The sequence below is a fragment of the Pseudomonas sp. Eqa60 genome, assembly GCF_018326405.1.
GTDB classification, from domain to species: domain Bacteria; phylum Pseudomonadota; class Gammaproteobacteria; order Pseudomonadales; family Pseudomonadaceae; genus Aquipseudomonas; species Aquipseudomonas protegens.
This window is the reverse complement of record NZ_AP024342.1, coordinates 3757770-3775457: the sequence shown is the minus strand read 5'-3', so window position 1 is coordinate 3775457 and position 17688 is coordinate 3757770. Positions and strand designations below refer to the sequence as shown.

Annotated in this window: 16 protein-coding genes; 4 read left to right on the top strand and 12 right to left on the bottom strand. The window is 64.8% G+C overall.

Annotation, left to right across the window (positions count from 1 at the left end; translation table 11 throughout):
• Positions 1-205: 205 nt before the first annotated feature.
• Both KI242_RS17085 and nudC read left to right on the top strand, forming a co-directional pair.
• Complete coding sequence (locus KI242_RS17085) at positions 206-1018, top strand: crotonase/enoyl-CoA hydratase family protein (RefSeq protein ID WP_015635797.1); 813 nt, start codon at positions 206-208, stop codon at positions 1016-1018.
• Positions 1019-1024: 6 nt separating this feature from the next.
• Entirely contained in the window at positions 1025-1855 is an 831-nt protein-coding gene (gene nudC, locus KI242_RS17080; protein WP_015635796.1) for an NAD(+) diphosphatase, read from the top strand.
• Here nudC and KI242_RS17075 read toward each other — a convergent pair.
• Both KI242_RS17075 and KI242_RS17070 read right to left on the bottom strand, forming a co-directional pair.
• Complete coding sequence (locus tag KI242_RS17075; RefSeq protein WP_011061548.1) at positions 1823-2602, bottom strand: TSUP family transporter; 780 nt, start codon at positions 2600-2602, stop codon at positions 1823-1825. The genes nudC and KI242_RS17075 overlap by 33 nt on opposite strands.
• A 288-nt stretch (positions 2603-2890) precedes the next feature.
• The gene (locus KI242_RS17070) at positions 2891-4126 is read right to left on the bottom strand and encodes an acyl-CoA dehydrogenase family protein (RefSeq protein WP_212805375.1); all 1236 of its coding nucleotides are present in this window, start codon (positions 4124-4126) and stop codon (positions 2891-2893) included.
• A gap of 334 nt (positions 4127-4460) precedes the next feature.
• On the opposite strand from KI242_RS17070, the gene sfnG reads away from it, so the two are divergent.
• Positions 4461-5555: a dimethylsulfone monooxygenase SfnG gene (gene sfnG / locus KI242_RS17065; RefSeq protein WP_065364166.1), complete on the top strand. Its 1095-nt coding sequence runs from the start codon at positions 4461-4463 to the stop codon at positions 5553-5555.
• 99 nt (positions 5556-5654) lie between these two features.
• On the opposite strand, the gene KI242_RS17060 is transcribed toward sfnG, so the two are convergent.
• Positions 5655-6134 (bottom strand): nuclear transport factor 2 family protein, encoded by a 480-nt coding sequence (locus KI242_RS17060; RefSeq protein ID WP_011061545.1) that lies wholly within the window; start codon positions 6132-6134, stop codon positions 5655-5657.
• A 58-nt stretch (positions 6135-6192) separates the two neighbouring features.
• Positions 6193-6756, bottom strand: coding sequence for a TetR/AcrR family transcriptional regulator (locus KI242_RS17055; RefSeq protein ID WP_015635794.1), 564 nt, complete (start codon positions 6754-6756; stop codon positions 6193-6195).
• Positions 6757-7030: 274 nt separating this feature from the next.
• Here KI242_RS17055 and pssA point away from each other — a divergent pair, with 274 nt between their 5' ends.
• Positions 7031-8374, top strand: a complete 1344-nt coding sequence (pssA, locus tag KI242_RS17050; protein ID WP_015635793.1) for a CDP-diacylglycerol--serine O-phosphatidyltransferase — start codon at positions 7031-7033, stop codon at positions 8372-8374.
• 212 nt (positions 8375-8586) lie between these two features.
• Here pssA and KI242_RS17045 read toward each other — a convergent pair whose 3' ends face one another.
• The 8 genes from KI242_RS17045 to KI242_RS17010 form a co-directional block, all read right to left on the bottom strand.
• Complete coding sequence (locus KI242_RS17045) at positions 8587-9792, bottom strand: MFS transporter (RefSeq protein WP_212805374.1); 1206 nt, start codon at positions 9790-9792, stop codon at positions 8587-8589.
• A gap of 400 nt (positions 9793-10192) precedes the next feature.
• The gene (gene efeO / locus KI242_RS17040; protein ID WP_053158783.1) at positions 10193-11017 is read right to left on the bottom strand and encodes an iron uptake system protein EfeO; all 825 of its coding nucleotides are present in this window, start codon (positions 11015-11017) and stop codon (positions 10193-10195) included.
• 35 nt (positions 11018-11052) lie between these two features.
• Positions 11053-12363: an iron uptake transporter deferrochelatase/peroxidase subunit gene (gene efeB / locus KI242_RS17035; RefSeq protein WP_212805373.1), complete on the bottom strand. Its 1311-nt coding sequence runs from the start codon at positions 12361-12363 to the stop codon at positions 11053-11055.
• Between the two features lie 15 nt (positions 12364-12378).
• Positions 12379-13578: an iron uptake system protein EfeO gene (gene efeO / locus KI242_RS17030; RefSeq protein ID WP_041118440.1), complete on the bottom strand. Its 1200-nt coding sequence runs from the start codon at positions 13576-13578 to the stop codon at positions 12379-12381.
• Positions 13579-13586: 8 nt separating this feature from the next.
• A complete protein-coding gene (gene efeU, locus KI242_RS17025) occupies positions 13587-14435 on the bottom strand; it encodes an iron uptake transporter permease EfeU (RefSeq protein ID WP_011061538.1) in 849 nt (282 codons plus the stop codon).
• 279 nt (positions 14436-14714) lie between these two features.
• Positions 14715-15620: an AraC family transcriptional regulator gene (locus KI242_RS17020; RefSeq protein ID WP_011061537.1), complete on the bottom strand. Its 906-nt coding sequence runs from the start codon at positions 15618-15620 to the stop codon at positions 14715-14717.
• Positions 15621-15863: 243 nt separating this feature from the next.
• Positions 15864-17162 (bottom strand): glycosyltransferase, encoded by a 1299-nt coding sequence (locus KI242_RS17015; RefSeq protein ID WP_123430691.1) that lies wholly within the window; start codon positions 17160-17162, stop codon positions 15864-15866.
• An 83-nt stretch (positions 17163-17245) separates the two neighbouring features.
• Positions 17246-17605 (bottom strand): response regulator, encoded by a 360-nt coding sequence (locus tag KI242_RS17010; RefSeq protein WP_011061535.1) that lies wholly within the window; start codon positions 17603-17605, stop codon positions 17246-17248.
• Between the last annotated feature and the right edge of the window lie 83 nt (positions 17606-17688).

The following is a 17688-nucleotide window of genomic DNA, read 5'->3' as shown; positions in this document are numbered from 1 at the left end:
CCCCACATCGCCCCCATGTAGGCGCTGGCTTGCCAGCGAAGGCGTTATCCGGACGGGGCTCGGCTCAGGGGCCTCTTCGCCGGCAAGCCGGCTCCCGCAGGGGCGGTGGCCAGTCCCGCTTTTGGCCGATGCGCTGCCTTACGGCCCGCCGCCGGCCCTTGCTATAGTTCGGCCCTCATTTTCTGCCCAGTAAAGGATCACTGCCATGTCCGAATACCAAGCCTTTCGCGTCGAACTCGCTGACAACATCGCCCATGTGCAGATCAACCGCCCGGAAAAGATCAACGCCATGAACGCCGCGTTCTGGAGCGAGATCGTCGAGATCTTCCGCTGGATCGACGACACCGACGCAGTGCGCGTGGTGGTGCTCAGCGGTGCCGGCAAGCATTTTTCTTCGGGCATCGACCTGATGATGCTGGCCGGGGTGGCCAACGAACTGGGCAAGGATGTGGGCCGCAACGCGCGCCTGCTGCGGCGCAAGATCTTCCAGCTGCAAGCCTCGTTTAACGCCGTGGACAACTGCCGCAAGCCGGTGCTGGCGGCGATCCAGGGCTATTGCCTGGGGGGCGCCATCGACCTGATCAGCGCCTGCGACATGCGTTACGCCGCGGACGATGCGCAATTCTCGATCAAGGAAATCGATATCGGCATGGCTGCGGATGTCGGCACACTGCAACGTTTGCCACGTATCATCGGCGACGGCATCCTGCGCGAGCTGGCCTACACTGGGCGCACCTTCGGTGCCGAGGAAGCACGCAGCATTGGCCTGGTCAACCGGACCTATAGCGATGCCGCAAGCCTGCTGGACGGGGTCATGGGAATTGCCCGGGAGATCGCCGCCAAGTCGCCGATCGCGGTCAGCGGCACCAAGGAAATGCTCAGCTACATGCGTGACCACCGTATTGATGACGGCCTGGAATATGTCGCCACCTGGAACGCTGCCATGTTGCAGTCCAACGACTTGCGCGTGGCCATCGCCGCCCATATGAGCAAACAGAAACCCGAATTTCTGGATTGATTGACGATGATTGAACGCTGGACCACCGCAGTACTCGACACCGACCTTCCCGGCGGCTGGGCCGTGGCCCGCGGCCCGGACGGCTTTCTCTACGACGACAACGGCGCGCTGTTCCCCCGGCACTGGCTCAAGGGCCAGGACCTGCCGCTGCTGGCGGAACACGGCATCGGCCATCTCGATGGCGAGCCGGTGTACCTGCTGGAACTGAGCGCCCGCGCCGAAGTGCCGGGCTGCGGCTGGAAAGGCCTGCGGGCCTTCATGCTGGAGGGCGATCACACCCTGTACAAGGTCCTGGGCTATGCCGCGCAGATCGGCACCTGGGCCCGGGAGCACCGGTACTGCGGCAGTTGCGGGCAGCCCATGGCCCAGGTGCCGGGGGAGCGGGCGATGTATTGCCAGCCTTGCGACCTGCGCAGCTACCCGCGCATTTCACCGAGCATGATCGTGCTGATCACCCGCGGTGACGAAATCCTCCTGGCTCGTTCGCCGCGCTTCGTCACCGGGGTCTACAGCACCCTGGCAGGCTTTGCCGAGCCGGGCGAGTCGGCGGAGGACTGCCTGATTCGCGAGGTGCGCGAAGAGGTGAGCATCGAAGTCAGGAACATCCAGTACGTAGGCAGCCAATGCTGGCCGTTCCCCCATTCGATGATGCTGGGCTTTCACGCCGAATACGCCGGCGGCGAGATCATTCCCCAGGAAGACGAGATCGAGGACGCCCAGTGGTTCAGCGTCCATGCGCTACCGCCGTTGCCGGCCTCGCGCTCGATTGCCCGCTACCTGATCGATCTCTATGTGGCGCGCCGCCTAGGCCACGCTGAACCAGTGCTGCCAGGCTAGGCGCACGGTCAGCCCGAGGACCACGGTGATGAACACCGGGCGAATGAACTTGGCACCACCGCTGATGGCGGTGCGTGCGCCGAAGAAGGCTCCGACCATCACCGATAGGCCCATGCACAGGCCGATGATCCAGTCCACCTGCCCGGAAAACACGAACACCGACAGCGCCGCGATGTTGCTGACGAAGTTCATGCTGCGGGCCACGCCGCTGGCCTTGACCAGGTCGATGGGGTAGAGCAGCAGGCTGCTCACGGTCCAGAACGCCCCGGTGCCGGGGCCGGCCACGCCGTCATAGAAGCCCAGGCTAAAGCCCTGGCTCGATTGCCACTTCTTCTTGATCGGTGCGTCGCTGTCCAGTGGCGCCTTGGGCGTGCCGCCGAACAGCAGGTACAGGCCGCAGGCGAAGACGATCACCGGCAGCATCTTGTTCAGCCATTCCGCCGGCAGGTAGTGAGCGACGATGGCCCCGGTCAGGGCGCCCACCAGGGTGCCGACAATGGCGTGGGTCCACTGCCTGGGGTGGAACAGCTTGCGCCGATAGAAGGTGAAACTGGCGGTGGCCGAGCCGAAGGTCGAGCTGAGTTTGTTGGTGCCCAGCACCAGGTGCGGCGGCAGGCCGGCGGTGAGCAGGGCCGGGGTGGTGAGCAGGCCGCCGCCGCCGGCAATGGCGTCGATGAAACCGGCGATGAAGGCCACGAGGGCGAGAATGGCGAGGGTGGTCAGGTCTACGCTGAGTTCGAAGGGCATGGGGTCGGCTTATTTCGGCGAGAAGCGCAAAGGGGGCTGCGCGAAAGTCCGCCATATTACCTGCAACCCAGCCCGCCGCGCGACCGCCTCGACCTTGGTCGGATGCCTCTCCCTGAACCGAGCGCCCGCCTGGATGACGCCTTCGCTGGCAAGCCAGCTCCTACGGGGCGGTGCGCCGAGATTTCGCTGCAGGAGCCGGCTTGGCGGCGAAGAGGCCGCTGGGCCGAGCGTTCGCCTGGATGACGCCTTCGCTGGCAGGCCAGCTCCTACGGGGGGCTGTGCCTGAGGTCAGCGCTGGGGGCCGTTGCCAATCTGCCAGACAAAGGGTGGCTCGCTGCCGTTGATCTTCCAGTCGCCGACGATCCGCGCCTTGTAGATCACCGGGTTGTGCGAAGACACGGTGCGCGCATTGCGCCAGTGCCGGTCCAGGGCCTTGCCCTGGCGAATGTCCGAAGCCCCCAGGGCATTGAACAGCTCGCTGGTGGCGCGCTGGACCAGTTCGGTGACCACCACCTGGGCCGTGGCCGATTCGATTTCCGCCGCCACATTGGCCGCGCGCTCCTGGGCCGGATCCCCGGCAAAGCGCGCCAGGTAGGCCTGTTGCGCAGGGGCTGCAGCACGCAGGGCGGCGGCTTCGGCGGCATACACCAGGGCCGCTATCTCGCCCACCACCTGCTGCACCTGGGCATCGGCGCTGGCCTGGGGCGCGTTGCCGTGGCTGTAGATGCGCTTGCGCACCCGCACTTCGTGGGCCACATCACGTAGCGCCGCGCGGCCGATGCCGGCCAGGGTCGCCAGCAGCACCAGCTGGTAGAAAGCGGTCTGGTATTTGAAGCGGGTTGCGAAGTCGATGATGTTCTCGGCGTCCACTTCAGCGTCCTGGAAGCGCGAGGTGCCGCTGCCGGTGGTGCGCTGGCCGAAGCCGTCCCAATCGTCGCTCTGCTCGATGCCCGGCTGGCGGGTGCGCACCGCGGCAATCACGTCGCCGCCGGTGTCCGTGCGCTGGGCATAGACATCGATCCAGTCAGAGAAAATGCTTCCGGTGCTGTAGAACTTTTCGCCGTTGAGGCGCCATTTTTCGCCATCCGGAGAGACTTTGGTGATGACCTGGCCGATGTCCACGGCGCCGATTTCGGTCCAGGCGCAGCCGACGATATCGCTTTCGACAAAGCGCTTGAACCACAGGTCCCGGCTCGGTCCGGGCGTGGCATTGAGCCGATCCTCGACAAAGGCAAAGTGCCCGCGCAGGGCCTGGGGCACGTTGGCGTCGGCCTCGGCCAGCTCGATCAGCAGCTGGAACAGCTGGGGCAGGGAAGCGCCGCCACCGCCATATTCCAGCGGCACCCGTACCGCGCCGAATCCGGATTCCTTGAGCCACTGGATGGGCTCGTAGGGCAGTTTGCGTTGCTGTTCCCGTTCCACCGCGCCACTGGCGATGCGCTGGAAGATCGGGCGAAAGCCTGCGGCCAGGGTCTCGTAGTCGACCCCCACGGACAGCGGATTGATTACCTGGTGTTCAGTCATGGTGTAGCTCCTGGGTTCGGCAGAAAAAAGCGCTGCAGGGTCCAGGCCGATTGCACACACCATGCCGAAGCCGCAAACGCCGGTTTGCCGGGGCAAGGGCTCCCGCAGAGCGCCTGCAACTGTTGCTCCGCCAACAGTTCATCAACAAAACAGCCCGTTTCCAGGGTTGGCCGGCCCCGCGCCGCCGCAGGCAGCGAGCCTCAGCCATTGCCCGGGAGAGGGCGTGCTTGAGGCTCCACACGGCGTCTGGCGGCCTACGCGCCGAGTGCTTCCAGGCCCTGGCACGCTTGCTGCTCTGCTCCGAGGTACTTTCCCAAGTCCCGAGGACCGAACCATGAGTCAGCAAGCCGTGAAATTTGCCTACTGGGTGCCCAACGTCAGCGGTGGGCTGGTGGTCAGCAAGATCGAGCAACGCACCCATTGGGGCATCGACTACAACCGCAAGCTGGCGCAGATCGCCGAGCAGGCCGGCTTCGAATACGCCCTGACCCAGATCCGCTTCACCGCCGGCTATGGCGCCGAGTACCAGCACGAGTCGGTGGCTTTCAGCCACGCACTGCTGGCGGCCACCGACAAGCTCAAGGTGATTGCGGCGATCCTGCCCGGGCCCTGGCAGCCGGCCCTGGCGGCCAAGCAACTGGCGACCATCGACCAACTGACCAATGGCCGTATTGCGGTGAACATCGTCAGCGGTTGGTTCAAGGGTGAGTTCCAGGCCATTGGCGAGCATTGGCTGGAGCACGACGAGCGCTATCGCCGGTCCGAGGAATTCATTCGCTGCCTGCGCGGGGTCTGGAGCCAGGATGCCTTCACCTTCAGGGGCGATTTCTATCGCTTCGACCACTACAGCCTCAAGCCCAAGCCCCTGGGCCAGCCGGAGATCTTCCAGGGCGGCAGCTCGCGGGCTGCCCGGGACATGGCGGCCCGGGTTTCGGACTGGTACTTCACCAACGGCAACAGTGTCGAGGGGATCAAGGCCCAGGTCGATGACATCCGCGCCAAGGCCGCGGCCAACCAGCACTCGGTGAAGATCGGAGTGAACGCCTTCGTGATCGCCCGGGACACCGAGGAGGAGGCGCGGGCGGTGTTGCAGCAAATCATCGATCAGGCCGACCCGGAGGCGGTGAATGCCTTCGGTGACGCCGCCCGGCAGGCCGGCAAGGCGTCCCCCGAAGGCGAGGGCAACTGGGCCAAGTCGAGTTTCGAGGACCTGGTGCAGTACAACGACGGGTTCAAGACCAACCTGATCGGCACGCCACAGCAGATTGCCCAGCGCATCGTGGAGTTGAAGGCGGTGGGTGTGGACCTGGTACTGGCCGGGTTCCTGCATTTCCAGGAAGAGGTGGAGTATTTCGGCCAGCGCGTGCTGCCCCTGGTACGCGAGCTGGAGGCCCGGGTGCGGTCCAAGCAACAGGAAGCCGCCGCCTGAAGCCGCCCCTTGCCGGCGAATGGGCCTCGCAGCCTTGTGCCGGGCTTGAGGGCGCTTTCGCTGGCAAGCCAGCTCCTACAAGGGCGGAGGCGGTGGTGATTACAGGCCCAGTTCGCTCAGGCCCGGGTGATCGTCGGGCCGGCGGCCCAGGGGCCAGTGGAACTTGCGCTCCTGGGCCTTGATCGGCATGTCGTTGATGCAGGCAAAGCGCCGGGCCATCAAACCCTGTTCGTCAAACTCCCAGTTTTCGTTGCCGTAGGAACGGAACCAGTTGCCCGAGTCGTCGTGCCATTCGTAGGCGTAGCGCACGGCAATACGGTTGTCGGTAAAGGCCCACAGTTCCTTGATCAGGCGGTAATCCAGTTCCTTGGCCCATTTGCGGGTCAGGAACGCCTTGGCCTCTTCGCGGTTGTGGGCGAACTCGGCGCGGTTGCGCCATTGGGTATCCAGGGTATAGGCCAGGGATACCCGCTCCGGGTCCCGGGAGTTCCAGCCATCTTCGGCCAGGCGGATCTTTTCAATCGCCGACTCGCGAGTGAAAGGCGGAAGGGGCGGGCGCACTTGAGCGTTAGACGACATGATCTGTCTCCAATGAAAGTTGCTGTTCAAACAAAGAGGCTGCTCTTGTTTAAAACAATCAGAGGTCCAATAACTTTCGCGCCATGCATTGCGCATTATCAGCAGCACTGTGATTGCCCATCACAAGGGCAACGGTAATGGCGCCATCGATCAGGATCAGCAGTTGCGCTGCCAGTTCCTCAGGATGTTGCACGCCATGTTCCTGGCAAAGCTCGGTCACGTAGTCGAGCAGGTTCTGCTTGTGCCGTTTTGCTACTTGGCGCACCGGGTCTTGCGGGTCGCCGGTTTCGCCACTGGTGTTGATAAAGGCGCAGCCGCGAAAACCGGGGGTTGCGAACCAGTCCTTGAGCACGTCGAACAGCGCCAGCAGGCGCAGGGCCGGGGTCGCGGCCTGGTTCACCGTGCTGCAGAACCAGTGCATCCAGCGCTGATCGCGACGCTCCAGGGCGGCCACCACCAGCTCGTCCTTGTTGGTGAAATAGCGGTAGACGCTCTTGCGCGAGACGCCGGCGGTCTTCACCAGAAGATCCATGCCGGTGGCGGCAATGCCGTTCTGGTAGATCAGTTTCTCGGTGACATCGAGGATGATGTCTCGGGTTTCAGAGTGCATGATTTCGTTCATGTGGCGAACAGTAGAACGATCGTTCTCCTTGGTCAATTATATTTTTTGTTTTTCTTCGAAACTGGCCATTACCCTTTGTAGGAGCTGGCTTGCCAGCGAAGGTTTCATTGCGCCTTGCGCAGGGCTGGGGGCCCATTCGCCGGCAAGCCGGCTCCTGCGCACAGCGGGCGGGTGCTTTGCTGAGGGAGGGCGTTATACATGCCAGGCAGGGGACTCCGGCCGGTCCATGGTGTAAGCTCTTGCGCTCTTTGGATTTGAGCCACTGCGAGCCCTAATGCCGTCGCTTTTCAAACGTTCCCTGCTGCCCAAGCTGCGCAGCTTCCCACTGGCCGCCGAGGCTTTCACCACGCTGACCGGCGCCGCGCAGTTTCGCCGCACGCTGCTGGAGCAGATTGCCCAGGCACGCCGGCGCATCTATATCGTCGCGCTGTACCTGCAACAGGATGAAGCCGGCCAGGAAATCCTCGATGCCCTGCACGCCGCCAAGGCCGCCCGCCCCGAGCTGGAAGTGGTGGTCGTGGTTGACTGGCTGCGGGCCCAGCGCGGCCTGATCGGTGCCGGCAAGCAGCCGGGCAACTCGGCCTGGTACCAGCAAATGACCCGCACTCACGCCAGCGAAGTGCCGATCTACGGCGTGCCGGTTCAGACCCGCGAGCTGTTCGGGGTGCTGCACCTCAAGGGTTTCGTCATCGACGACTGCGTGCTCTACAGCGGCGCCAGCCTGAACAACGTGTACCTGCACAAGTTCGACAAGTACCGCTTCGACCGTTACCACCTGCTGCACAACCAGGCGCTGGCCGACTCTATGCACCACCTGGTGCAGCACGGCCTGGTGGAGTCGCGGGCAGTGCACCGCCTGGACCTGCCGAACCTGCCCACCACCCGCAGCCTGCGCAACGACATCGGCGATCTGCGCAGCCGCCTCAAGCACGCCACCTACGACACCACTGCCGGTGGCCTGGACAAGAGCGGGCTGTCGGTCAGCCCGTTGCTCGGGGTGGGCAAGGGCAACCCGTTGAACCGGGTGATCTGCGAGCTGATTGCCGGCGCCCAGCGCCAGCTGACCATCTGCACCCCGTATTTCAACCTGCCGCTGCCGGTGACCCGGGAGATCAACCGGGCCCTGGAGCGCGGGGTGAAGATCGACATTATCGTCGGCGACAAGACCGCCAACGACTTCTATATCCCGCCCAGCGAGCCGTTCAAGGTGATCGCCGCGCTGCCTTATCTGTATGAAATCAGCCTGCGGCGTTTTGCCAAGCGGCATCAGAAAGTGATCGACAACGGCCAGTTGAACCTGCACCTGTGGCGTGACGGTGACAACACCTACCACCTCAAGGGCATGTGGGTCGATGAGCGCTATACCTTGCTCACCGGCAACAACCTCAACCCGCGGGCCTTCCGCCTGGACCTGGAAAACGCCCTGTTGCTGGACGACCCCAAGGGCGAGCTGCTGCAGGCGCGCAACGCCGAACAGGCCGAGATCTATCGCCACACCCGCCGTATCGAGCACTTTCAGTACCTGGACAGCCTGGTGGACTACCCCGAGGCCGTGGGCAAGTTCCTGCGCCGGGTCAGCCGCGTGCGCATCGAGCGCTTGCTCTACCGCATGCTTTAACCCGTAGCCGCTGCCGAGGTCCACAGGACCTTCAGTAATCTCAAGAGCGGCGTCTGCTTCGCAGCCGTTCGCAGCCTGCGGCAGCGGCTACAAAAACAGCGCAGTACCTGTAGCCGCTGCCGAGCCTGCGAGGCTGCGCAAAGGTCCGCAGGGCCTTCAGCAACCTCAAGAGCGGCGTCTGCTTCGCAGCCGTTCGCAGCCTGCAGCAGCGGCTACAGGTCTTTGGGCTGCGGGGCGGGCCAGATCGCGATCAGTATCAGCAGCACCGCCGCCAGCAGGTAGGGCAGGCGCGGTTCGATAGCGTAGATCAGGCTGCCGGCCATGGGCCCGATGACCACGCCCAGGCCCTGGGCGGCGCCGATGCTGCCGGCAGTCGCGCCCTGTTCCGAGGCCTCTACGGCATTCGCCGCCAGGGCCGAGAACGACGGAAACACCCCACCCATGCCTGCCGCCGATACAAAGAACGCCAGCCACAAGCCCCAGGCGCTGTCCACCAGCATGCTGCCGGCATAACCCAGCGCGGACAGCAGGGCGCCGTAGCGGATCATCCGCAGCGGCGGCCATTCCAGCTTGCGCACCACCAACTGCGCGCAGATCAGCGCCACGCCGACCATGGCCAGGGCCACCCCGGCCGTCTGGGCGGCATCGGCGGGGCTCATGTGCAGCCGGTCCAGGGCATAGAAGCTGACGGTGATCTGGGCCACCGACACACAGAGCATGGCGACAAAGGCCACCACCATGGGCCGGCGCAGTCGCGGGTCACCCAGGCGTACCCGGGTCGGCGCCTGGGCCAGGTGCAGTTCCTGGCGCGGCAGTTGGTAGCGCAGCACCAGGAATGCCAGCAACGGCAGCACCGCCATGGCGTAGAACGGCAGGCTCAGGCTGTAGCGCGCCAGCAGCGCGGCCACCGCCGGGCCCAGCACCAGGCCCACGGCGTTGGCGGCGCCCAGGGTGGCCATGGCACGGGCGCGGTGCTGAGGTTCGACGTTATCGGCGATCAGGGCGAAGCCGCCCACCGGGATCGCCGCGTAGAAGGCGCCGATCAGGCCGCGGCCGAGCATCAGGCCGAGAAAGGCCATGGCGACGCTGGGCAGCGACTGCAGCGACAGGTCGATGAACAGGCACAAGGCCCAGTAGGCGAGGGTGAAGCCGGCGGTGCCCAGCAGCAGCACACGGCGCCGGCCGAAGCGGTCGCTGGCCTGGCCCCAGGGGCGCGCCAGGAGCATCCAGATCACCCCGGAAACGGTGACGGCCGCGCCGGCGTGCCAGGTTTCCAGGTGCAGGGCCCGGGAGATCGGGCCGATCAGCGAGACGAAGGCCATCATCGACATGGTGCAGGCCATATAGGCGGCCATCAGTGGAATCAGCGAGAAGGGTCTGACGGTCAGCGGCGCGCTGGCGGCTGTGGAGCGAGGCATGAAGGGTCTTCCATGAAAGTCGATGAGCCGTGAACGTTAACGGGATAACGTGTCACAGCCCAGGCTTATCTGCATTCGTGATGATGTTGCCGGCGAAGAGGGCCTTGAGTCGGGCGTTGTGCCCAGGGCCGCTTTCGCTGGCAAGCCAGCTCCTACGGGGGTAGCGGGGTGCTGTTCTGCCTGTGTAGGAGCCGGCTTGCCGGCGAAGGGGCCTTGAGGCGGGCGTTGTGCCTAGGGCTGCTTTCGCTGGCAAGCCAGCTCCTACGGGGGGCGGGGTGCTGTTCTGCCTGTGTAGGAGCCGGCTTGCCGGCGAAGGGGCCTTGAGGCGGGGGTTGTACCCAGGGCCGCTTTCGCTGGCAAGCCAGCTCCTACAGGGAGGATGGCGTGTTGGGTTCCGGGCTCAGTTCAGGCCCAGTTTGCCGCGCAGGGTGGAGAGATCTTCGGCCAGGGCATTGACCGGGCCTACCAGGGCCTTGCGGTCGTTTTCCTTGACCTTGTCGTAGGTCATGAAGCCGCCGTCGGGGGTTTTGTACTTGGCCAGGATCTTGTTCACCGTGGCGAAGTTCTTGTCCACCTTGGCGACAAAGGCCTTGTCCTGCTTCTCGATCTGCGGACGGAACAGGTCGACGATTTTCTTCGCCCCGTCGATGTTGCCCTGGAAGTCGTAGAGGTCGGTATGGCTGTAGCGGTCTTCTTCACCGGAGATCTTGGTTGCGGCCACTTCTTCCAGCAGCGCGGCGGCGCCACCCACGACTTTTTCCGGTGGGAAGGTCAGGCCGGCGACGCGGGTCTGCAGGTCCTTGACGTCCTTGTTCAGGCCGTCGGCCAGCTCGCCCAGGCCTTCGGTGCTGTTTTCCGAGAACAGCGAGTATTCCAGGCGGTGGAAGCCGGTGAAGTCTTCGGCCTTGACGCCTTTCTCGTGGTCGTCGACCCGGGAGTCGATGGACGCGTCCAGGTCACTGAAGAGCTCGGCGATCGGTTCGATCGACTCGTAGTAGACCCGGGTCGGCGCGTAGAGCTTCTTGGCGGCGGCCAGGTCGCCCTTTTTCACCGCATCGGTGAACTGCTGGGTGTGGCTGGCCAGTTCGTCGAGCTGCTCGGTGACGTAGATCTTGTAGTCGGAGATCGGCCCCACCAGCTCCAGGGGCGCAGTTGCGGCGAACGCCGAAAGCGGCGCGTGGAGCAAGCCAAGGGTCAGCAACACAGCGAGAGGCGACTTTTTCATGGGACTTTTCCGTGGGGGTTGTTGTGTCATGGGTGTCAGGCAGTGCTTTTAGGCCGGGTGGCATCGAGCAGCGAACGCCCGATGAAATCCTCTTCGCCGGTGACCCCCGGCAAGGTGAAGAAGTAACCGCCGCCAGTGGGCTTGAGGTACTCCTCCAGGGGTTCGCCGTTCAGACGGGTCTGTACGGCGATGAAGCCTTTCTCCAGGTCGGCCTGGTAGCAGATGAACAGCAGGCCCATGTCCAGCTGGCCGTTCTTGTTGACCCCGTTGGAGTAGTTGAACGGCCGGCGCAGGATCAGGTTCTGCTGGCTCTGGGCAGTGCGCGGGTTGGCCAGGCGGATGTGGGCGTCGAGCTTGGTGACCTTGCCATGGGGGTCCCGGGCGTAGTCGGGCACCTGGCTTTCCTTCTGGCCGTCCATGGGCGCGCCACTGGTCTTGATCCGGCCGATGATGCTTTCCTGCTCCTGCAGCGGGGTGCGGTCCCAGCGTTCGACGAAGTTGCGGATGATCCGCACTGCCTGGTAGCTGCCATGGGCTGCCCAGGCCGGTTCGTCACTGCCGGGCTGGACCCAGACGATCTGCTGCATGGCCTTCGGGTCGTTGGAGTCGGGGTTGGCCGAGCCATCGCGAAAGCCCAGGAAATTGCGCGCACTCTGCGCCGGCTCGCCGGGCTTGGCCGGGGCCTGGGGCGGTACGCTGCCTTCCTGTTTCCAGCGCACCAGCAGCAGGTCGGGCAGGTTCTTCACGATGTCGCGCAGGGCGTGGATGTTGGTGTCGGCGGTGTTGGAGCAGAACTGCAGGCTCAGGTCGCCGTGGCAGCAGGCGGGCTCCAGGGCATCGTTGGGGAAGCCCACCATGCGGATCAGGCGCTTGGGCTTGGCCGCCTCCAGGCCGAAGCGCTCGTCGAACAGCGATTCGCCCACCGAGACGGTGATGGTCAGGTTGTCCGGGGTCACCACCGGGCCGAGGATGCCGGAATCCAGGGGCGGCAGCTTCGGGTCCACCTGGGCCACCGGGCCACCGCGCATGAGAAAGGCAATGCGTTGGTCGAGGGTGCGAAACAGCCGTTCCAGGTCGTCGCGGTCGCTGGCCAGCACATCGAAGGACACCAGCATGCCCGCGGCCGGGCGCGGGGTGACGATGCCGCTCTGATGCTGGCCATGGAAGTCGTGGCGGTCCTGGGTCTTGTCGCTGCTGGGGGCTTCGGTGACCTGGGCGGGCGCGGCGGCCATGGCCGGGCAACTCAGGCCGCTGCCGGCCAGGGCCACGCCGGCGGCGCCCATGCCCAGCAGCACGCGCCGACGCTGGGCGGAAAAAGACGGATTGGGCTGATCTGAATCGTTCATTGAAAACTCGTCTTGTTACAGGCCGGAAAGGCCAAGTGCGGGATCAATAGCGTCGAGGGCGTCGGCCAGGGCCTTGGCTTTGTCGGCGATCTCTTTGCGCTGCCGGGCGTCGACCTGGTCGTAGGCCACATAGCCGAAGCCGTCGCGCAGGCTGGCCAGGCGAGTGGCCAGGGCATCGGCGGCGCTGTCCACCTGGGGCAGCAATTGGGCCGCGGACTTGGCCAGCAGCGGCCGCAGCAGGTCGATGACCTTGCGCGTGGTTTCCAGGTTGGCGGCAAAGCCGTTGAGGTCGCTGTGGCTGTAGCGTTCCTCTTCACCGCTGCTGGCCCGCAGGTCGGCCAGGCTGCGCATGTTGCGTGCGACGATGCTCACCAATTGCTCCGGTGGCAGGGTCTGGGCCAGCAACTGTTCCTTGAGGCTGACCACGTCGCTGGACAGGCGCTGAGCTACGGGAGCCAGGCCTGCCAGGTCATTTTTCTGGAACAGGCCGTATTCCAGGCGGTGGAAACCGCTGAAGCCCGGATCCTGTTCGCGCTGTTCGAAATAATCGGCGCGGGCGTTGATGGTGTTGTCCAGCTCGGCCAGGCGCTGGGCCGCCGGGGCCAGGCGCTGATAGGCTGCGCGGGCCGGCAGGTACAGCGCCTGGGCCTGTTTCAGGTCGCCGGCGTCTATGGCCTGCTGCAAGGCGTTCACTGCCTTGACCAGGGCACTGCCCTGGGTGCTGAGGTAGACCCGGAACTCCGACAGCGGGCCGATAAAGGCCACCATCGACGGCCGCGCCTTGGCCTGGGCGTCGGACTCGGCGGTCGGGGTCACGTGCAGGGTGCCGCGGGGGTTGCTCAAAAGCCCGCAGGTGATGGCGTAGTCCCCTGGCTGCAGGTTGGCGTTGATCACCTGGCTCAGGCCCGGGGCGATGTTTTCCCGTTCCTCCACCACCAGCACGCCGTCGAGAATTTCCCACTCCACGGCGCGATCCGAACGGTTGACGATGCGGAAGCTGGCGCGCCCGGCCGGGACTGTCAGCGCGTTGGGTTCACAACTCTTGGGGTGGATGGTCACGGTGATCTCGCCCTGGTGGGCCTGGCGCTTGCTGGCGGCCAGTTGCGAGGCGTAGTAGAACAGCCCGCCGGCGGCGATCATGACGATCACCGAACCGGCAACCGCCCAGCGCAGAGCGCGGGGAGGCGAGGCCTGGGGAGAGGCTTGCTGGGTCATGGGGAGCCTTACTGACTGGAAACGGAAGACGTTGAGCCGGGCGCCTTGGCTGGGGCGCCGCCGGGCAGGAAGAACAGCACCAGGGTCACGGCCAGGTACAGCACATAGGCGCCGAGGGTGCTGATGGTGGGGGCGTCCTGGTAGCCGAACATGCCGGCCAGTACCGAACCCACCGGGCCATCCATGGGCAGGCTGGCGCTGAAGTCGAAGAGTACGGTCTGCAGGTGGTTCCAGACCCCGGCTTCATGCAGGGCCTGCACCGAATTGGCGAGGATGCCGGCGGCCACCACCAGGATGAACAGCCCGGTCCAGCGAAAGAAGGCGCCAAGGTTCAGGCGCATGCTGCCGGTGTAGATCAGGAAGCCGACGATGATCGCTGAGATCAGGCCCAGCAGGGCGCCTATGGGCGCGCCCGGGCCTTCGCTCTGCTGGAACACCGCCAGCAGGAAGAACACGGTTTCCAGGCCTTCGCGGGCCACGGCGAAGAACACCATGGCGATCAGCGCCGTGACCTGGTGCTTGGAGCCGGCCAGGGCGTGGTCCAGGGAGACATGCAGGGAATGTTTGATCGAACGCGCCACCTTGCGCATCCAGAACACCATGGAACTGAGGATGCCCACGGCCACCAGGCCGACGATGCCTTCGAAGAGTTCCTGCTGCTTCTGCGGGAATTCGGCGCTCATCAGTTCCAGGCCACCGCCCACCAGCAGGGCCAGGGCCGCGGCGAGGAAGACCCCGATCCACACGGCGGGCATCCACTGGCCACGGCCAGTCTGTTTCAGATAGCTGGCGATGATGCCAACGATAAGCGCGGCTTCAATCCCTTCGCGCAACATGATCAGAAATGGAACGAGCATTCAGCACCGGTGGGCAAATAGGCTAGGGGGTAATTTGTAACATAATGATACTCATTGCTAAATGAAGATTATTGACAACTGCTGAACGGAAGCTGAACGGGTCTCGTTTACCAAGCCTGGACCGGTTTGTTGGCTCTTGCGGGCGATTGTTCCTGGCGCCGGGCGTGGGGGCGCCTTCGCTGGCAAGCCAGCTCCTACAGCTGGTGTGATATTGGGGGCTCTTGTAGGAGCCGGCTTGCCGGCGAAGAGGCCCTTGAGCGCTGCGCCGGGCGTGGGTACTCAGCCGAGGTTCTGTTCGGTCAGGCGTTGCACCGCCAGGCGGCGGTAGTGGGAGGGGGTCATGCCCTTGAGCTGCTGGAAGCGCCGGTTGAAGTTGGAAATGTTGTTGAAGCCCGACTCGAAGCACACATCGGTCACCGGTTTGTCGCCGTCGGCCAGCAGTTCACAGGACTTGCTGATGCGCAGCCGGTTGACGAACTCGACGAAGCAGCGCCCCGTGGCCTGCTTGAACACCCGGGAAAAATAGCTGGGCTTCATGCCCAGGTAGTCGGCCACTTCCTCCAGGGGCAACTCCCGGGCGTAGTGGGCAAAGATGTAGTCCACCGCGCGGTTGGTGCGGTCGACGCTGTGTTCGTCCGCCAGTTGCACGCTGGTGGCGCCGGACAGCAACTGGTAGTCGTCGCAGGCCGCCAGCAGCTCCATGAGGATGAGGAAGTGGCCAAGGCGGGTGATACCGCTGGAGTCGGCGATGCGCTGCATCAGTGGCAGGGCCTGGGCGATGGTTTGCGGGCAGCGGAACTCGATGCCGTACTGCGCCCGCTCCAGCAGCGGGCTGAGGTTCTTCAGCTCGGCGAACACCTGGCTGCCACTGTCGAACAGCTCATCGGTGAAGTTCACCAGCATGTCGCGCTTGGCCACCACTTCGTCCTCGGCCACCTGGCTGATCCAGTTGTGGGGCAGGTTGGGGCCGGTGAGAAACAGCGTCTGCGGGTAGAAGTTGCCGATGTAGTCGCCGATGAACACCTTGCCGGAGCTGGCGACGATCAGGTGCAGCTCGTATTCCTTGTGGAAATGCCAGCGCACCAGAGGGCAGGGGAAGCCGTGCTGGCGATAGATGATGGACAGGCCGTTGTGGTCGTCCATCAACTCATAGGAGGGGTCGGTGATCTTGCCGGGTCGGCTCATGGCGCGGGCCTGTTCTTGTTGTAGGCCCGGCTGATAATGCCTCGTGGCCCGCTCGCGCACCAGAGAAGGCGTTCTCAGGGTTGGCGCCCTGTTCGCCGGCAAGCCGGCTCCTACAAGAACACCGCCGACATCACGCCAGCTGCAGGAGCTGGCTTGCCAGCGAAGGCGGCCTCACGTTCGGCGCAAATCCCAGGGCCTGTTCGCCGGCAAGCGCACCGCCGGCAGTGCGCCAGCGAAGAAGGGTCAGGAGGCCGGGCGGTTTTTCGCTTCGATCCACTGCGCCATGTACTGGGTGCTCTTGTGATGGTGGTGACGCAGCATGGCGCCAGTGAAGTTGTCCCGGCGCAGTCGCTCCAGGTGCTGGCGGCAGTGTTGCAGGCGCTGGATCAGCGCCGGGCCGTGGACTTGCTGGCGGTAGCGCGCTTCGAGCAACTGCCGGCCATCCGCCTGGGCCTGCTCCCACAGCTGCCGGTCCTGATAGAGGCGCACCGCGGCCGCCGCCAGGCCACTGGCGGATTCAGCCACCGCCCCCGGCCATGGCAGGCCGTCCTGGGACATGGATTCGCTGCCCACCGGGGTGGTGACGCTGGGCGTGCCGCAAAGCATGGCATCGAGCAGCTTGCCCTTGATCCCGGCGCCGAAACGCAGGGGCGCCAGGCAGATCCGCGCTGCACTCATCACCTGCAGCGCATCCTCGGCCCAGTTCATGATGTGAAAGCCCTGGGCCGGGTTGTGCAGCGCCGCGGCCTTGGGCGGGGTGTAGGCGCCGTACAGGTGCAATTGCGCGCCGGGCAATTGCTGGCGGATCAGCGGCCATACGCGGTTCTTCATCCACAGCACGGCGTCCCAGTTCGGCGCATGGCGAAAGTTGCCGATGCTCAGCAAGTGCGCCCGCTGCTCGAAGGGAGCAAAGCCCTGCGGCAGTTGCTCGAGCATCAGCGGGCACCAGTGCAGCAGGGCCGGCGGCAAGTGGAACTGCTGCACCAGCAGCTCGATTTCCACCTCGGAGATCATCAGGCTCAGGTCGCAGCGATAGATGGCGGCGATCTCACGCTTGGCCAGGTCGGTGACGGACATGTGCTGGAATTCCTGCTCCGGCGCCTGGGCGAACAGCGGGCTGAAGTCGTCTTCCTCGGTGCCCTCCTTGAGAACATCCTTGAGGCGCTGGTGCCGGGCATGACGCAGGCATTGCAGGTCGGAGGTCTCCAGCACCCGCAGGGCATTCGGGCAATGCTGCTCCACCCGCCAGCCGAACTGTTCCTCCATCATGAACTGGTCGAACAGCACGATATCCGGTGCCAGCTCGGCGACGAAACGGTCAAAGCTGGCGTTGTTGAGTTCGATCGGGCATTCACGAATGCCCAGGGCCGTCAGGTCTTCCTTGTGTTCGCCCTCGTTGGCCGGGCTGCTGAAGGTCAGCTCCCAGCCCTGGTCGAGGAAGCTCTGGAGGATCTGCATCATGTGCCCGCCGGCGGCGGAGGAGCGGGGTTCGGGCCAGACGTAACCAATGATCAGGACTTTGGTTGCGGCGGTGGGACTCATGAGCGGGCATTCCTGGCAGGCGGGGGGCAAAAAAGGCCGCCATTAAACCACAGCGCGCCAGCGCCCGAGCAGGCTGCCTGCCCTCAGCCGAGAATGCTGCGCACCTTGTCGCGCAGTTGGTCGATGGAGAACGGCTTGCCGATGACCGACATGCCGGCCGGCACCTCGATGGACTCGGCGTAACCACTGGCGAACAGCACCGGCAACTGCGGCCGCAGGGTGCGGGCACGCTCCGCCAGCTCGCGGCCGTTCATCCCGGGCAGGCCGACATCGGTCATCAGCAGGTCGATATGTTGCCCGGCGTCCTCCAGCAGGCTCAGGGCCGCTTCGCTGCCGTCGGCCTCCAGCACGCTGAACTCCAGTTCTTCAAGGACATCGACAATCAGCATGCGCACGATGGCATCGTCTTCGACGACTAGGATGGTGGAGGCGCTGGCGGGCATAGGGACACTCTCAAGAAATGAATTCGGCGGGGCAGTGCGGCAGGCAGCCCTGTGCATCAGTAAGTGCCGGCTTGCCACAAGTT

Excerpts from the sequence above, each read along its gene's own strand:
- KI242_RS17085 (WP_015635797.1), top strand. The coding sequence starts at position 206 with ATGTCCGAATACCAAGCCTTTCGCGTCGAACTCGCTGACAACATCGCC.
- nudC (WP_015635796.1), top strand. The coding sequence starts at position 1,025 with ATGATTGAACGCTGGACCACCGCAGTACTCGACACCGACCTTCCCGGC.
- KI242_RS17075 (WP_011061548.1), bottom strand. The coding sequence starts at position 2,602 with ATGCCCTTCGAACTCAGCGTAGACCTGACCACCCTCGCCATTCTCGCC.
- KI242_RS17070 (WP_212805375.1), bottom strand. The coding sequence starts at position 4,126 with ATGACTGAACACCAGGTAATCAATCCGCTGTCCGTGGGGGTCGACTAC.
- sfnG (WP_065364166.1), top strand. The coding sequence starts at position 4,461 with ATGAGTCAGCAAGCCGTGAAATTTGCCTACTGGGTGCCCAACGTCAGC.
- KI242_RS17060 (WP_011061545.1), bottom strand. The coding sequence starts at position 6,134 with ATGTCGTCTAACGCTCAAGTGCGCCCGCCCCTTCCGCCTTTCACTCGC.
- KI242_RS17055 (WP_015635794.1), bottom strand. The coding sequence starts at position 6,756 with ATGAACGAAATCATGCACTCTGAAACCCGAGACATCATCCTCGATGTC.
- pssA (WP_015635793.1), top strand. The coding sequence starts at position 7,031 with ATGCCGTCGCTTTTCAAACGTTCCCTGCTGCCCAAGCTGCGCAGCTTC.
- KI242_RS17045 (WP_212805374.1), bottom strand. The coding sequence starts at position 9,792 with ATGCCTCGCTCCACAGCCGCCAGCGCGCCGCTGACCGTCAGACCCTTC.
- efeO (WP_053158783.1), bottom strand. The coding sequence starts at position 11,017 with ATGAAAAAGTCGCCTCTCGCTGTGTTGCTGACCCTTGGCTTGCTCCAC.
- efeB (WP_212805373.1), bottom strand. The coding sequence starts at position 12,363 with ATGAACGATTCAGATCAGCCCAATCCGTCTTTTTCCGCCCAGCGTCGG.
- efeO (WP_041118440.1), bottom strand. The coding sequence starts at position 13,578 with ATGACCCAGCAAGCCTCTCCCCAGGCCTCGCCTCCCCGCGCTCTGCGC.
- efeU (WP_011061538.1), bottom strand. The coding sequence starts at position 14,435 with ATGCTCGTTCCATTTCTGATCATGTTGCGCGAAGGGATTGAAGCCGCG.
- KI242_RS17020 (WP_011061537.1), bottom strand. The coding sequence starts at position 15,620 with ATGAGCCGACCCGGCAAGATCACCGACCCCTCCTATGAGTTGATGGAC.
- KI242_RS17015 (WP_123430691.1), bottom strand. The coding sequence starts at position 17,162 with ATGAGTCCCACCGCCGCAACCAAAGTCCTGATCATTGGTTACGTCTGG.
- KI242_RS17010 (WP_011061535.1), bottom strand. The coding sequence starts at position 17,605 with ATGCCCGCCAGCGCCTCCACCATCCTAGTCGTCGAAGACGATGCCATC.